This is a genomic window from Oxynema aestuarii AP17 (genome assembly GCF_012295525.1).
Lineage (GTDB): Bacteria > Cyanobacteriota > Cyanobacteriia > Cyanobacteriales > Laspinemataceae > Oxynema > Oxynema aestuarii.
On record NZ_CP051167.1, the window covers coordinates 4107782 to 4123909 of the forward strand.

Here is a 16128-nt window from a genome sequence, read left to right on the forward strand (position 1 = left end):
TCGTTGTCTAGTCTGCTGCAGCAGCTAGCAAAGGAAACCGCGAGACGCATGGTTTAGGCTTTTGAACCCGAACGCGCGCTTCCCTTACTTTAATAAAGTATAGTGCCGGGATGAAAAAGCGATCGGGATACGGGATTTCTTTCCCTAATTTGGTTAGCGAATGGCGTGAACTCAGATCGATCTACGATCGCGCTCACCACCCTGACGGGTGCGCTCCTTTGCGCTTTGTTATCCCAAGATTCGCGCTGGCGATTGGGTTGCGATCGCCAGAACCGCGCCGATGCCCAATGCACCCTCACGGAACTGCCGAAAAGCCATAGCCAGGTTTCGTGCTTGCTTGACACTCCCCAACCCAAAGGTGCAGGGATTCTTGGCTCAACGAGCCCTCTGACTTTCCGTCTCTATCGAGCGTCAATCCAGAGTGACTTTTCTCCCCAAGCGTTACTTCCGGTCTGCCTTACCGTAGTTGGATAACTCCAAAGTTTGTCTAATAAGTTGACACGTCTGGTCTTTCTGCCAGCAGCAAGTCTAGCCCAATTGAGGGCTAATGTCTAGTCTGGCAAGATTCTAAAGCCTTTTGTCCTGGTCTTTGACGCTTTGGTCATTCTCGGGTAATTTCGTATTGACAATTACTGGGGTGAGGACTACCGTGCCTAGTCTTTAGTTTCGCGGCCTGAGTTCCCTTGATTGACAAGCTTGCAATCCTTTAGCTATTGACTATTAACCTATTCCTGTCCAGACTTGGCAAATCCGAACAAAGTTCCGTCGGACTAGCTCGGTATTTTTATGGGTTTTGACCGGGTTCGTCCCATCGAGATCGCCGCTTTTGTCAAAAATTTTGTGAAGGATTTGCCTTCTCAACCACGGGGCGATCGCAGGTCACGAAACGATCGAGTTTCCCGGGACGATCGCCACCCTAGCTTCAATTTAATCCGCTTATCAGTTTGAGAATGAGGATAAATCAAACGGGTGTGGGGGTCGAGATCGCATCGGACCGGGCGATCGCCGATCTCGAACGGGCAGAACAATTCCAACGGCAAGAAAATTGGGACGCGGCGATCGCCTGCTATCGCCGAGCTTTAACCCACACTGGCGATCCGGGCGAGATTTATCCCCATCTCGCCGCCGTGTATCTCGACGCGGGACAGTACCCCGAGGCGATCGCCACCTGTCAACAAGCCCTCAAACGAGACCCCAATCGAGCCGAACTCTACCACACCTTAGCAATAGCCCTCGACGCCCTCGATCGCCCCGACGCCGCCACGAGAGCTTACGATCGCGCCTTGGACGCTTGGCAACAAGCCCTCCAACTCCCACTCCGGGGAACTGGGGGCGATCGCGCCTTCAAACTCGGCAATGCCTTACTCGCAAGCGGTCGCCTCGATGCCGCCATTTGCGCCTACCAACGGGCGATCGCCCTCCAGCCCCAGTCTGCCGAAGCCCATTCCAATCTGGGGATCGCTTGGTTGCAAGCCGGACGGGGCGATCGGGCCGTTGCTGCATTGCGCCGCGCCCGCGCCCTCCAGCCCCAGTCTGCCGGGATCGCCTACAACCTCGCCAAAGCCCTCGACGCCCAACTGCGCCGAGGGGATGCCAGCGCCGATCCCCACCTCAGTCGGCAACGGTTCGAGGCCCTTCTCGATGCCGTAAAGCTCGCTCCCGAGTTCGCCGAAGCTCACGAAATGCTCTTGGGTACGGTCATTTCTCCCCAGCCGCAATCCGCTTCTTTTAGCTTGCTGCGCGAGATCGCCGCCGCCTACCTGCGCCTGTGTCCTCCGTCGTGGCGATCGCTGGCCCTGGTCGGGTCGGTTTCCGTCCATCTCTACTCCGGGACGATCCCCGAGGCTCAAGCCCAACTGGGCGAACTGGAAACAGAAATTTATCAAAATCTGGGTCGATTACCCGATCGCTTCATCAGAAATCTTTATAGTCAGGTCTTGTTTTGCCTGCCGCACCTGCGCGACGATCGCGGCGCCAATAGCCGACTGGCGACTTTCATGGGCGATCGTGTCCGTGGGGTTCTCGACCGTCAACTCCAGGAACCTGTAGCGACGGCGAAGCGGGCGAACGCGCGGCCCGCCCCTTTAAAAATTGGCTGCCTGTCCGCTCATTTCCGGCGTCATTCCGTCGGGTGGTGCAGTCGAGATGTTTTGCGGGCGTTGTCGCGCATCTGTCCCGACTTGTATTTATATAGTTCTCAAGCTGTGGCGGGGGACGACCTCACCCGGGAGTTTCAACAGTTCGCGGCCAAATTTTACCAACCCTCTCGACGGGGAGAGGCAGTCATTGCCGAAATTTTCGATGAAATGCGCCGCGATCGATTAGATATTTTAATCGATTTAGATTCGTCTACGGTCAGCGTCCATCCCGAAATTTTGTATCGCCGTCCGGCACCGATTTGTCTGTCTTGGTTGGGGTTTGACGCCCCTTATTTAGACGATCGCCATTATTTTTTAGCCGATTGGCACACTCATCCCGCCGGAGCGGAGCGCGATTATCCTGAGAAGTTGTTACGAATGCCCGCTTGTTTTATGGCTGTCGGCGGATTCGAGGCCCGAGGGTTCGCCGAATCGAGACCGTGGGGCGATCGCCTCGTTTATTTATGTGTCGCTCCGGGAAAGAAACTCGATCGCGCCCTGGTCGATGCCCAAATTCAGATTTTAAAACAGGTTCCCCATAGCATTTTACTGCACAAAGGTCAAGGGGATTTAGAGATTATTCAAGAAGCGTATGGAGAAGGGTGCGATCGCCATCGCGTGGAGCGCGATCGCGTGCAGTTTTTACCGCAAACCGAGACGGAAGAAGCCCATCGAGCTATTTATAAAACCGTCGATGTCTTGCTCGATTCTTATCCTTATAATGGCGGGACGCATAACTTAGAAGCGTTATATTTCGAGTTGCCCGTAGTGACGAGAGTGGGGGAACAATTTTTATCGCGGATGGCGTATTCGTTCCTCAAAACGTTGGGAATTGAGGCGGGAATTTCGCCAACTTGGGAAGATTATATTGACTGGGGGATTAAATTAGGCAGCGATCGGGAATTGAGAGCGGAAATTCGACAAAAATTGAGGCGATCGCGCCAACCCGAAACCCTTTCGCCGTTGTGGAACCCGGAAAAATTTGCCCGGGACTTATACGAGATGTTGTTCAAAATAGCACGATAGGGTCGCCGACGAGCGACCCTAGGGAAAGGGTGGTGAAAGGTTCGTTTATTTGACCGTTTCCAAGCTGTTGGTCTTGCGGGTCAGACGGTTTAAGAAGATCTGTAAAACCGTGCGATCGCCGATCCTAATATTGGCATTGACCGCCATCCCCGATTGCAGGCTAATTTGTAGATTGTTCTGCAAGATAAACTGTTGGCTGTTGAGTTCGATCGTCGCCGGGAAAGCGTAATAGGGGCGTTCTTGAGTCGGCGCCAACGCATCGGAACCGATCGAGGTTAAAATGCCTTCAACCTTGCCGAATTCTGTAGCGGGGAACGCTTCGATATTGATTTCTACCGGGACGCCTTTTTCCCCAGATTCTTTGCGTTTGCGAAGGGCTTCTAAGACTAAAGCGATGTCCTGGTTTTTGATGTAAACCGAAGCTTCTAATTGGGAATCGGGAACGATTTTTAATAAGGGATTGGGGTCGCGTTCGGTGGCGACGTAGCCTTCCGCATTCGGTTCGAGGTCGAAGACGTATCCCGTGACCGGGGCGCGCAATTCTTGATATTGCAACTGTTGTTGGGCGCGGGCGAGTTGACCGTCGATGCGAGCAATTTGTTTTTGATTTTCCAGTTTCGAGCGACTGAGTTGGGCGTTAATTTCCGAAATCCGTTTTTGGTTTTCGGCAATTTTGGTCAGGATATCTTTTTGGGAGAGGGCGGCGGTGTTGTCGCGTTGTTGACTGGCGCGATCGATCGCCACCCGGAGGCGATCGCGTTCGTTTTCGAGGCGGGAAATTTCCGATTTGCGCGCTTCGAGTTCGTTTTCGCGACTGAGGACGTCGGCGCGTTGTTGTTGCACTTCATTCTCGCGATTTAAGACTTCCGCTTCGCGGGCGGTGACTTCGTTGCGGCGGTTGAGCAGTTCGGCTTTGAGTCGCTCGACCTCTGCTTGACCGCGCAAGACTTCTTGTTGTTGGCGGTCGAATTGAAGTTGAGATAGGGCGCCTTCTTCGACGAGGGGTTGAATGCGATCGCGGATTTCGATATTGAGTTGCAGGGAGTCTTCTGCCGTTCTCAATTGCTCCCGAGCGGTCGGAATTTGGTCTTGAGACTGGCGGACTTGTTCCTCGGCTTTTCTGACCCGTTCCTGGCTTTGGAAGACGCGATCGCGGGCGCGTTCCAATTGGTCGCGGGCGATGCGCAGTTGTTCGCGGGCTGTGGGAAGTTGGGCTTCGACCTGTTGGAGTTGCTCGCGCAATTCCTGAACTTGCAAGCTGGCGGCAGCTACGCGGCTGTTAAACTCGCTCCGACTGGCGGCGAGGAGTTGTTCTTGGTTGCGATCGAAATCATCGCCGCCGCCCGCCGTCGCCACGCCACCGACCTGAGCTTGGAGAAACTGATTTTCCGAGAGCAAGTTAGCGCGCAAGCGGGTGAGCGATTCGAGGTCGGAACCGACCGGGCCGACGGTTTGACCGTTGAGGGCGGTGGTAAAGAATTGGTTTTCCCGCATCAGGGATTCGCGCAATTCTTTGAGGGATTCGACATCGGCTTCCGGGGCTGTGGGGTCGAAGGTAATCAGGAGGTCGCCCTTTTTAACGAGTTGTCCGCCTTCGACGTGGATCTGACGGACGACCCCTCCGGTGGGGGCTTTGACATCGACCACCGAACCTTGGGGTTCGAGTTTTCCAGTGGTGGGGATGACTTGTTCGACTTTCGCCCAAGCGGCCCAAGTAATCCCAGCCGTGGTCATACCCAGAATCAACCAGATGATAATACTGGCCCAGATGGGCGATCGCTCCAAGATGACCGGGCGATCGAAGACTGGGGGGGAAGCGGGTTTGAATGTGTCCTGAGTCATGAGTCCAAAGCTCCTTGCTGTCGCTCGTGGTAAGTCGGGGGAGGAGAGGGGAGTCCGAGGTCGTCGCTGCCAAGGGTAGGGGCGATCGGGCAGAAATGAGCCGCGAGGGTCGAGCCGACGGGCGGCCTCTTGGTTCTAGGTTGCCCTAGGTTGCCCTCTATTGAAACGATCGCCTCCGGGGGGCGGTTCGTTCCCTTACAACTGAGACTCTTGCTGCTGGTAAAGAGCATAATACCGACCTTTGAGCGCCATCAGTTCGTCGTGGCTCCCTTCTTCGACCACGGAACCGCGATCCATCATCACGATCGCATCTGCATTTTTGACCGTGGTCAGGCGGTGGGTGATGAAGAACACCGTGCGACCCGCGAAGGCTTCGGCGAGGTTGCGGCTGACCTGGGATTCCGAGTTGTAGTCGAGGGCGCTGGTGGCTTCGTCGAGAATCAACAAGCGGGGATTTTGGAGGACGGTACGGGCGATCGCGATCCGTTGGCGTTGCCCCCCGGACAGGGCCGAACCTTTTTCCCCGACTACGGTGTTGTAGCCGTTCGCTAAATCCATGATGAAATCGTGGGCGACGGCGACTTTGGCGGCTTCGACGATCTGTTCGTCGGTGGCGTCGGGATTGGTGAGGGCGATATTGTCGCGGACGGTGCCGTTAAACAGCAAGGTATCTTGCAAGACGACCCCGATCTGACGGCGAACCGAGTAGAGTTCGACCTTATTGATATCGTAACCGTCGATTAAAATGCGTCCGCCTTTGGGTTCGTACAGGCGTTGGAGCAGTTTCATCAAGGTACTTTTACCCGAACCGCTCAAACCGACGATCCCGACGAAACTCCCGGCTTCAAATTCTAAGTTGACATTGAGCAGTTGCAGGCTTTGGCTGCCGGGGAAACTGAAGGAAATATCTTCAAATTTGACCCGCCCTTGAATGTCCGGTAAGGGGATGTTGAGGCGATCGCTCTCGTCCGCTTCCGGCTTGGCTTCGAGGATGTCGCGCAGTCGTTCCACGGACATCGCAGTTTCTTGGAAGGTCTGCCACACTTGCACGAAGCGCAGCAGGGATCCGGTGACGTTGGAGGCGATAATCCGGAAGGCGATCAATTGACCCAAGGTCATTTGCGGCGGATTGCTCAACACCAGGTGCGCCCCGACCCACAAGAGGAACAAGCCGGAGAGTTTGTTGAGAAAATTACTGATCGAACTGGCGGTGGTGGAGGTTTGAACGGTTTTGAATCCGGCGCTGATGTAGCGGGCGTAGCGATCGTACCAATTCCATCGGGATTTGAGTTCGATGTTTTGGGCTTTGACCGTTTGAATGCCGCCGAGGACTTCGACCAAGTAGGACTGGGTGTCGGCGTAGCGTTCGGCGCGCCGTCGCAGCAGTCGTTGGACGATGGGAGAGACGATCGCGATCAGCAAGGTGAATAACGGGACCGTCGCCAACGCTACGGCGGTCATCAACAAGCTGTAGGAGAGCATCACGGCGATGTAAATCACCGAGAAGATGGCGTCGAGGACGACGGTGAGGGCGGTTCCGGTGAGGAATTGGCGAATCCGTTCGAGTTCGCCGACCCGTCCGGCGAGTTCGCCGACCCGGCGCTGGTCGAAGTAGCGCAGGGGCAGGCGCAGCAGGTGGTCGATGACTTGGGACCCCAAGCTCAAATCGAGGCGGTTGGTGGTATCGACAAACAGGTACGTTCGCAGTCCGGTTAGGGCCGCTTCAAAGAAGGCGACGCCGACCATCAACACTCCCAACACGTCGAGGGTGTCGAGACTGTTTTGACCGATGACTTTATCGATAATCACCTGGGTGAGCAGGGGATTGGCCAAGCCGAACAGTTGGACGAAGAAGGAGGCGATAAAGACTTGGACGAGGATGCCTTTGTATTTGAGCAGTTCGGGGAGGAACCACCAGAAGTTAAAGTTTTCCTGGCGATCGGTCGAACCGCGCTGCAACAGCAGGACTTGGCCTTCGGCGCCCCAAATTTCGGTAAATTCTTCCGGTTTTTTGCGGACGATCCCTTTTTCGGGGATGGCAACGGTCAGTTGTTTGGGGGAGATGGCAAATAAAACGGCAAAACTGTCTTGCCAGCGCACCATCGCCGGGGCTTTGAGCCGGGTGATGAGGTTGGCGGGCACGCTGACCATTTGGCCGTTGAGCCCGATCATGGCGCCGACGGAGCCGCACGATTGCAAGCTTAAGGTGCCTTGAGTGCGAATTTGGTTTTCGAGAACTCGCTTGACCGGATCCCGACGAAAGGGGATGGCGAAGTATTTGGCGAGCATCTCGAAACAGGCGACGGGGGCGTTAATCGGCCCGCGTCCGCGCACGAAGGGAAATTTCGGCGGGGGGGCGTTGGGGTCGGGTTCCGGTTCGGGCGGTTTGGGGGGGGCGTAGGGAATGGTTGCCGTGTCTTCGGCGTCGAGGGGGGTTAAGGTTCCGGCGCGGTCTGTGGGACTGGCGGCGAGATCGAAGGGGGGCAGTCCCAGCAAGCGGGCGCCCGTGTCGCTTTGGATTTTGGAACCGAGGGCGTCGGGATTGAGGCGGTTACCGACTTCGACTTCGCCGACGCTGCCGCGACTGACGATCCACAGCCAGTTCGGATCGATCGCGGGTTTGCTGCTGCGTCCTTTGGGAATGTTGACGATGCGCGCGTCCGGGAGGAGTTTGAAGGTGAGGTCTTTGAGGTTGGCGGTGGCGTTGGCTTGCCGTTGCAGTTCGAGGGCGAGCAGCTCGAAGATTTCGATCTCCGAGGCCCGTTGCTCGAAGGCTTCGCCAAACCCCGGTTCGTTGCCGATATAGTGGACGAATTCGTGGCTCGGAATGACGATCGCGATCGTTTCGGTGGAGGCGATGACGGTCTCGCACGCGGTTCCCCGAACTAAGGCGGTCCATCCCAGGACTTCTCCCGATTGGGCCAAACGCAAACTGGCTAGGGATTGTTTGTAGGGGTCGTAGCCGAGGATGCGCGCCTGTCCTTCGTAAAGAATGACGAGCTGGGCGGGCATTTTATCCCGCTCGTAGATCGGTTGTCCGGTACGGTAGCGCAACAGTTGACATTTGGAGGCTAGCGCTTTGAGACTATCGACGCCGAGGCGATCGAATGGGGGGGTTTGAGCTAAAAAGGCCGAAATTTCAGAGGGAGAAACAGTTGAGGTCATGATTGAGACGCTGCGCTTAACCCGAGAGACTGCAAGGAGCTGTTGAGATTTTGAACCTGTTCTCGCAACCAGGTTTCAAACATTTCGTCGATCAAGCGTCGCCGCATGTCGTTGTCGAGTTTAGCCGGAATGAATTTTTCCAGGCGAACGATGACAAACCATTCGGCGAGGGGTCGCGGCGGCCACAGTTGTCCCGGCTGGGAGATCGATAAAAGTTTACCAATCAGGGGGTGGGGTTGGGAGATGGGTACCGGACCGAGTAAGCCTCCCGTGCGCGCTTCGGGTCCTTGGGAATATTCCCGAGCCGCATCGGCAAAGGTTTGCTCGTTTTCTTGGATGCGAAAGTAGACTTCTTGAGCGACGCCAAAGTCTTTGGTCCGAATCAAGGAGTAGAAGACTTGGTCGAGAAAGGTTTTGCGCGCCATAAAATAGTTTTCAACTTTCGGCCCCCAGGTGGCGGTTTTGAATTTCTCGATCGCAATTTTGCGAACCGCCATGGCTTCCATTTCTTTTTCTGTCAGTCCTTGGCTGTCGAGCCACGCTTGACGGGCTTCGGGGGAGGTCAGTTGGTGTTCTACGGCTAGATCTTCTAAGGCTCTGAGCCGTTCTTCGTCGCTACAAGAAAAGTCGGCGATCGCCTCGTCAATCGCAATCCCGCGCAAAAATTGCGGCATTAAGTCATATCGTTTCAGCAAAGCCGGAATTTCCTGGGCTTTAATCGATCGGTTGCCAACTTTCAAAACGTCACTCATTTCACAGCTTCCTTAAAACCACCACGCTTACTACTCTAATGTTGTGTTGGCGGTGGGAAAATATTCGCCTTCTCGCGCACTCGACCCCCGTTACACCCTCAGATTTGTTGCTTTCCATGATAAGCTACCTCACGATTTGGCACGGCGATCGCCCTTCGAGAGTCGCTGTTGGGTCGTTCCCTACCTGCAAAGGTTCCAGAACTTCCCCCGCGCTTCCTCGCTTTTGGCACTCAATATGACATAGGTTCACAACAAGGTATCAGATGCAACCGACGAGACTCAAGCAAGAGAAGTTTCGTTGGTCTCCTGGCGGCAAACCCGTTCTAGAGTGTGCTTTCAAGAAACAAACTAATATTTCGCAATTGCGCCATTTTTTCAAGCGTTTTTCCCTGAAATCCGGATTTTGGGAACGGGAATGGGCGATCGCCAGTCGGGAGTTAGACGTTTGAAGTGACGACAGTGACCACGGCAGCGTTACCCGCTCCATCTACAATCTAAATTCTAAAATTCCATGAAAGTTAGCATTATTACCCCTTGCTACAACGGGAGTGCTTTTATCGAACGCGCCCTCGCTTGCGTCAAACAATCTACTTATCAAAATATCGAACATATTATTATTGACGATCGCTCCACCGATGGCAGCTTTGAGTTACTCCAGCAACTTCAAAAAGACTTCGACTTTACCTTACTCCAATCCGCCGTCAATCAAGGCCCCGCCCAAGCCCGCAATCAGGCGATCGCCCACGCCACGGGAAAATATATTCTTCCTCTCGATTGCGATAACTATTTTCCGGAAGACTATATCGAAAAATTAGTTACAACTGCCGAAGATCTCGGCGAAAATTATTCTCCTATTTACTGCGAAAAAATTATTTACTTCGGTCGCTTAAATCGAGAAATCACTGTTTCCGATTGGTCTTTGAAACGGCTCACCCTCGGTCCGTGTATGGATATGGGATCTCTGTTTACCCGCGATGCCTTTACCCGGGCGGGCGGTTTCGATCGCCACTGCCAGCCGATGGAAGATTATGGCTTATTTCTATCGATGGCTTTACAAGGCTTTGAAGGCTTTAAAGTTCCCCATACTAAACTCTTTTATAATTTACGCCTCGATAGTGTCTCCGATCATTTTAACTTACAAGGTGGCATTGAAAATAAACAAAAAATTATTCGCTATTTGGTTGATAAACATCAAAACCAGTTACAACAACTTGGCTTCGACCCCGAGGCGATCGCCGCCAAACAAATGCAAAGCTTTGGTAAAAATATCCTCAAGAAATGGCTCGATCGCGAACAAAATAAACCGACTCCATCTCCTTCAAATTCCGGCGATCGCGCCCCGGCTACTGACGAGATTTCAGAAACTGCAACAACTGTTCAATTAAACGATCCTTTATTTAAGTTCGTTCCGTTAGATGCCAAACGAATTGTCGAAATTGGCTGCGATCGCGGACGATCTGGAAAGCATTACAAACAACTCAATCCCCACGGGGAATATATCGGCATCGAAACTGACTCCGAACGGGCGATCGCTGCCACAGAAAGCCTCGATCGCGTCATTTTTGGCGATCTAGAAACTCTCGATCCGGCGACGGTGGCGATCGCCGATAACTCCGTCGATTGCATTATTTATAACGATCGCCTTTCCTCTCTCGAAAATCCCCTAAATATTCTCAAACAACACGCCGATTGGTTGAACGAAAACGGACAAGTTCTCGCCCGGATTCCCAACGTGCAGTATTGGCGGCGAATTCTCGAACTGTTACGGGGACAACCGTCGGGCGATCGGTCAAATTCTGTTTTTTTTGACGATATTCGCTTGTTTACCATCGATAAAATTCAGGAACTTTTCGACAAAGCTGGATTGCATATCTACGAAGTTCAAAATCTGAACAACGATGGCGAAAATCCGGACTTTCAAGCCTTTCAAAAAACGATCGCCCCTCTCTTGCAAAAGTTGGCGATCGATCCGGCAACATTCGCCAGCCAAAGTGCTACCGAAACTTACCTGATTCGCGCTCAAAAATCGGCGACACCACCGCGACGATTGCTCGTTCAAACCAATATGATGGGGTCTTGGCCCGTTTATCGCGTTCGCGTCTTAGAACCCGATGCGTTTACCCGCACGATTCCCGGCGTTCGTATCCTCCAAACGGTTAAATCTGCCCCGTTAAATGTGGGGTTGCCCCATGAAGAAAAAGTCTTTATTTGGCAGCGATCGATCTTGCGTAATCCTCAAGATTTTCCTATTTTAAGAAAGCTGATCGAACTCGATTATTTAATTATTGCCGAAACCGATGACGACCCGCTTTATCGTCCCGAATATGAGAATAATCAGTTTCTCAATTTTCGCGGTTGTCATGGGGTTCAAACTTCAACAGAACCGTTAGGAAACTATTTACGCCAACACAATCCCAATGTGGCTGTTTTCCCGAATCAATTGGCTTATTTACCGCCACCGCGTCGTTATCCGGAGGACGAAACCGTGCGGATTTTTTTTGGGGCTTTTCGGCGGGAGGAAGATTGGCAACCGTTAATAGCGTCTTTTAATCAAGTGTTGGCTAAATATGGCGATCGCGTCGAGGTTAGGGTGATTTACGATCGCCAATTTTTTGAGGCGATTGAGGTCGCTAAAAAACAATTTAAGCCGATGTCGAGTTATGAAGAGTATCAAGCCATTATGAGAAGTTGCGATCTGGCGTGGTTACCTTTAAATCCGACTCGGTTTAATCAGATGAAATCAGATCTTAAATTCATTGAATGTGCGGGTCATGGGGTGACTGTTTTAGGGAGTCCGACAGTCTACGAAGCTTCGATCGCCGATGGAGAAACGGGGTTGATTTATCGAGACAAACAGGAGTTTTTAGAGAAGTTAGAAGCGGCGATCGCCGATCGCCAATTGCGACAAACAATTGCACGGAATGCTTATCAATGGGTGGCAACTCATCGTTTACAATGTCTCCATTATCGGCAACGTCATCAGTGGTATTTAGCGTTACGCGATCGCCTACCGGAGTTAAACGCACAATTGCGCCAACGTGTCCCTGAATTGTTTAGTTGAAATTAGGGTTTTACTGTTTTCAGTTCTTTCATTTCCGGAGATAGTTCTTATTGATTTGGAGAGGCGATCGCAATCTCTCAACCTTACCATTTAATTACAGCAATTCGCGCTGTCATGAGGTACAAGAGGCAAAGATACCCCCAACCCCCCTTAAAAATCCCCCTAAATCCCCCTTAAAAAGGGGGATTTAGGGGGATCGAAATGTACCGCCCAACAGCGAAAACTGCTGTATAACCTACAAGATTTGCGTCCGACACCGTTCTAAATAAATGCGGGCTACGCGATCGCCTTCGTCAACTTGTAAGCAGCGTTCAAACTTCACGATCGCCTCGCTATAGGATTTTAAATGATAGAGAATCACGCCACTTTCAAACGTTCCTTTTGTTTCTAATTTAGACATTTTTAAATCTTCCGGATCGGCATCGAATACTTCAAAAACAGAAACTGTTTGCGATTTACCTTTGACTTTGACACAATCGATCAGGCGTAAACTGTATTGATTGGCATCTTCTAATTCGAGAAAAGTCTGATGGGAAATCAATAAAGAAACGCCATAGTTTTTAGTCAATCCTTCGATTCTGGCGGCTAAATTGACCGCATCGCCGATCGCGGTCCCTTCCATGCGATTTTGGCCGCCGACGGTGCCTAAAATAATCGAACCCGTGTTAATACCGATGCCAATTTTAACCGCAGTTTCGCCGAGTTGTAGCCGTTCCTGATTGTAATCTTTCAAGCGATTTAACATGGCGATCGCCGCCTTGACAGCGTCGTCCGCCTTGCCGCTAAATAAGGCCATAATGGCATCGCCGATATATTTATCGATAAATCCATCGTGGTCGGCGATCGCCGATTCCATGCGACTCAAATAAGCATTAATAAATTTAAAACTGTCTTCCGGGGTCAATTGTTCGGAGATTGTGGTAAAATCTCGAATATCCGAAAACAAAATTGACATATTTTTTTGGATGGCATCGCCTAACGAAACTTCGACGATGGTTTCGTGTCCGAGAAAATGTAAAAACTCATGGGGGACGAATCTACCGTAAGCTTCGGTTAATTCTAATTCTGCCTCTAAAGCTTCTTCTAAATTGAGATTGGCTTGCTCTAATTGTTCGGTAAATCGTTCCCGTTCGACTTCGACTTGTCGCCGTTCGGTAATATCTTGGAAGGCAACGATCGCAAAAGTCACGTCTCCTTTATCGTCAAAAATGGGCGTTCCCCACGCTTCGATCGGAATGCGTTTGTCCGAACGATGAATTTCGAGATCGTCGCTGGTCGATCGCTCGCCACGCAATGCACGAACCATGGGCAATTGTTCCGAGGGATAAAGGCGATCGCTACGGGCCATATAAATTTGATAAACTTGACCCAATCCCTCGGAATTGACCTCGCTGACGACGCCGCGACCGAGTAAATCTTTCCCGACCCGATTGATATAGTACGGCTGACCTTCTCCGGTGAGAACGACGACGCCGACGGGGAGGGCTTCTAAAAACTGTTTGAGACGGCTTTCACTTTCTCTGAGTTCGTAATATAACTTCGCATTTTCAATCGAGATCGTGGCGATTTGCAGGTGGGTTTTAATGCGGGCGAGCAGTTCGTTTTTAGAAATCGGTTTGGTTAAATAATCGTTGGCCCCTACCCCTAAACCGTGAACGAGATCGGAAACTTGATTTTTGGCGGTGAGCATTAAAATGGGCAGTTGGGTTGAGGGGAAATGCTCGCGCAATTTTTGACAGACTTCATACCCGGTCATTTTGGGCATCATGACATCGAGAAGCACTAAATCGGGTTCAAAACCATTTTCGATGATTTCGAGGGCTTCCAAGCCGTTAGAAGCGGAAGCGATCGTGTAATTTTCGAGGGAGAGGTGGTTGACTAAAACTTGTAAATTAACGGGTTCGTCATCGACGATCAAAAGTTTGACTTTTTCCGAATCGATCGCGCCGTCGGGATCGGCGGGGATGTCCTGTTCCGGTGGGGCGATCTCATCGAATGCCTCGCGATCGCGCAAAGAAGACACCACCGACGCACTCAAACTCTGGCGTTGTTGGCAAGAAACGATTTGCGGGTCCGCATCTTCGGCAATCGGCAGGGTAAACGCGAACCGGGACCCTTCGCCGACGGTGGATTCGACCTGGATTTCGCCGCCGTGGAGTTCGACGAGTTGCTTGGTAATCGCCAGTCCCAATCCCGTTCCGCCGTACTGACGGGCGGTGGATCCGTCGGCTTGCTCGAAGGATTCAAAAATGCGGTCTAATTTATCGGGGGGGATGCCGATCCCCGTATCGCTGACGGCGACGGTCAGATGTTGGCGGTCCGGGACTTCCCAGGCGGACAGGGTGACGGCCCCGGTATCGGTAAACTTGATCGCGTTGCCGACTAAGTTGTAGAGAATTTGCTGGAGACGGTTTTCGTCGGCCCAGGCGGCGGGGAGGTCTTCGGGAATCTCGTTGACTAATTTGAGGGGTTTTTTGCCGACGAGGGTCTGACTGAGGGTGAGGACGACTTCGACGATTTCGCGCAAGCCGACGGGTTTGAGTTGCAGTTCGATGTTTTGGTGGCGCAGTTTGGAGAAATCGAGGATGTCGTTGATTAAATTGGCCAACCGCCGCCCGGTTTGGGCGATCGTAATTAGGTTTTTGCGCTGTAAGTCGGTGAGGGTTCCGGTGGCGCCGTCGAGCATCGATTCGGCGATGCCGATGGTGCCGTTGAGGGGGGTTCGCAGTTCGTGGGAGGTGTTGGCGAGAAATTCGTCTTTGAGTTGGTCGAGGTGTTGGAGTTGGATGTTTTTGGCTTCTAAGTGGGCGAAGGAGTCTTGTAATTGGGCGGCCATGCGTTGAAACGATCGCGCCAACTCTCCGAGTTCGTCGGCGCGGTTGACGGGGAGGGATTGCTCCCAATGGCTATCGGCGAGGGCTTTAGCGGCGTCGTTGAGTCGCCAAATCGGACCGAGAACCCAGCGCGAGGTGGCCATCCCGATCGCGATCGCCACGACTAAGGCGACCGCACACAGAGCGATCGTCGTGCGGGTGTTGGCGTGGATGCGGGCCATGAAGTCGGACTCGGGAATGACGACGACAATCGACCAGTCGAGTCCCCGTTCGTCGTGAAAGGGCGCCACTTGCACTAATTGCGGTTCGCCGTCGAGGTCGAAGCGAAATTGTGTCGGCTGTTCGATGCGATCGAGGCTGGGGACGCGATCGTCTAAAAAACGGGCGGTGGCGCGGACGAGGCGATCGCTGCTGTGACGGGCTTGCAGGCGTTCGACGCGATCGCCCGTGGTGGTAAACGGCGGCGTCGGCGTCGAGGAGGCGACTAACTGACCGTCCCGTTCGATAATAAAGGTCTGCCCGGTTTTGCCGATTTCGAGGGTTCGCAAAAATTGGCCGATTTCGAGTAAGGAAATATCGACGGCGAACACCCCTTGCAAGCGTCCGGCGCGATCGTAAATCGGACGCACTGCAGGTAGGGCGAGATTGGCATAAGGGGCCGCCCACAGGTAAATTTCTCCCCAGGTGGCTTTTCCGGCGCGGACGGCGGTGGTGTACCAGGGACGGGTCAACAGGTCGTAACCGGGAACGGCGGAGACGAGGCGATCGCGATTCCCCTCCTCGTCGGTACTGTAGGTGTAAAATTCATTCCCCCGGCGGGCTTCCCAAGAGGCGACGTTAAAACTGCCATCGCCGACTCGTTCGGCCCCACTAAAGTACTCTTGAGGACTGCCGAAATAGATATAGGTCGCCGAGTCGAACACTTGAATTTGTCGCCAGAAATGCCGTTCTAACTGTCGCAAGGCATTTTCCGGGTTGCGGGTCTCGGGTAAGGGCAATTCGCCGAGTCGGACGGCGTCGAGGTTGAGTTGGTTGATCGTATGAGGGGTGGCTAAATGGGAGTTGAGCCGTTGTTCGATGCGATTGACGATTTCATCCCGTAATTGGGTGGCTAAATCTTCGACCGCTTCCTGTCCGTTGCGATAGGAAAGATATCCGGTCAGCCCCACCGCCGCGAGAATTTGGACGACGAAGGGGACGATGAATACCGTTCGTAACGAGAATTTTTGCGACAGTCGAACCCCTAAGCTTTGAAGGCGATGGATGGACATGAGGGAGTTGGCACTCAGCCGGAGGCACCTTCCGGCTTT

7 protein-coding genes are annotated in these 16128 nt (G+C 52.9%); 3 read left to right on the top strand and 4 right to left on the bottom strand.

The window, feature by feature from the left end; translation table 11 throughout:
* The first annotated feature begins 950 nt into the window (after window positions 1–950).
* The gene (locus HCG48_RS16650) at window positions 951–3164 is read left to right on the top strand and encodes a tetratricopeptide repeat protein (protein WP_168570160.1); all 2214 of its coding nucleotides are present in this window, start codon (window positions 951–953) and stop codon (window positions 3162–3164) included.
* A 45-nt stretch (window positions 3165–3209) separates the two neighbouring features.
* Here the strand turns inward: HCG48_RS16650 and HCG48_RS16655 are convergent, their stop codons facing one another.
* The 3 genes from HCG48_RS16655 to HCG48_RS16665 form a co-directional block, all read right to left on the bottom strand.
* Complete coding sequence (locus HCG48_RS16655; RefSeq protein WP_168570161.1) at window positions 3210–5006, bottom strand: beta-barrel domain-containing protein; 1797 nt, start codon at window positions 5004–5006, stop codon at window positions 3210–3212.
* Window positions 5007–5201: 195 nt separating this feature from the next.
* A complete protein-coding gene (locus tag HCG48_RS16660) occupies window positions 5202–8171 on the bottom strand; it encodes a peptidase domain-containing ABC transporter (RefSeq protein WP_210437057.1) in 2970 nt (989 codons plus the stop codon).
* Window positions 8168–8923, bottom strand: a complete 756-nt coding sequence (locus HCG48_RS16665) for a peptidylprolyl isomerase (protein ID WP_168570162.1) — start codon at window positions 8921–8923, stop codon at window positions 8168–8170. The genes HCG48_RS16660 and HCG48_RS16665 overlap by 4 nt, the downstream gene beginning before the upstream one ends.
* A 263-nt stretch (window positions 8924–9186) precedes the next feature.
* On the opposite strand from HCG48_RS16665, the gene HCG48_RS16670 reads away from it, so the two are divergent.
* The gene (locus HCG48_RS16670) at window positions 9187–9372 is read left to right on the top strand and encodes a hypothetical protein (RefSeq protein ID WP_168570163.1); all 186 of its coding nucleotides are present in this window, start codon (window positions 9187–9189) and stop codon (window positions 9370–9372) included.
* Between the two features lie 62 nt (window positions 9373–9434).
* Window positions 9435–11984, top strand: coding sequence for a glycosyltransferase (locus HCG48_RS16675; protein WP_168570164.1), 2550 nt, complete (start codon window positions 9435–9437; stop codon window positions 11982–11984).
* A 235-nt stretch (window positions 11985–12219) separates the two neighbouring features.
* On the opposite strand, the gene HCG48_RS16680 is transcribed toward HCG48_RS16675, so the two are convergent.
* The gene (locus HCG48_RS16680; RefSeq protein ID WP_168570165.1) at window positions 12220–16089 is read right to left on the bottom strand and encodes an ATP-binding protein; all 3870 of its coding nucleotides are present in this window, start codon (window positions 16087–16089) and stop codon (window positions 12220–12222) included.
* Between the last annotated feature and the right edge of the window lie 39 nt (window positions 16090–16128).

Excerpts from the sequence above, each read along its gene's own strand:
- HCG48_RS16650 (WP_168570160.1), top strand. The coding sequence starts at position 951 with ATGAGGATAAATCAAACGGGTGTGGGGGTCGAGATCGCATCGGACCGG.
- HCG48_RS16655 (WP_168570161.1), bottom strand. The coding sequence starts at position 5,006 with ATGACTCAGGACACATTCAAACCCGCTTCCCCCCCAGTCTTCGATCGC.
- HCG48_RS16660 (WP_210437057.1), bottom strand. The coding sequence starts at position 8,171 with ATGACCTCAACTGTTTCTCCCTCTGAAATTTCGGCCTTTTTAGCTCAA.
- HCG48_RS16665 (WP_168570162.1), bottom strand. The coding sequence starts at position 8,923 with ATGAGTGACGTTTTGAAAGTTGGCAACCGATCGATTAAAGCCCAGGAA.
- HCG48_RS16670 (WP_168570163.1), top strand. The coding sequence starts at position 9,187 with ATGCAACCGACGAGACTCAAGCAAGAGAAGTTTCGTTGGTCTCCTGGC.
- HCG48_RS16675 (WP_168570164.1), top strand. The coding sequence starts at position 9,435 with ATGAAAGTTAGCATTATTACCCCTTGCTACAACGGGAGTGCTTTTATC.
- HCG48_RS16680 (WP_168570165.1), bottom strand. The coding sequence starts at position 16,089 with ATGTCCATCCATCGCCTTCAAAGCTTAGGGGTTCGACTGTCGCAAAAA.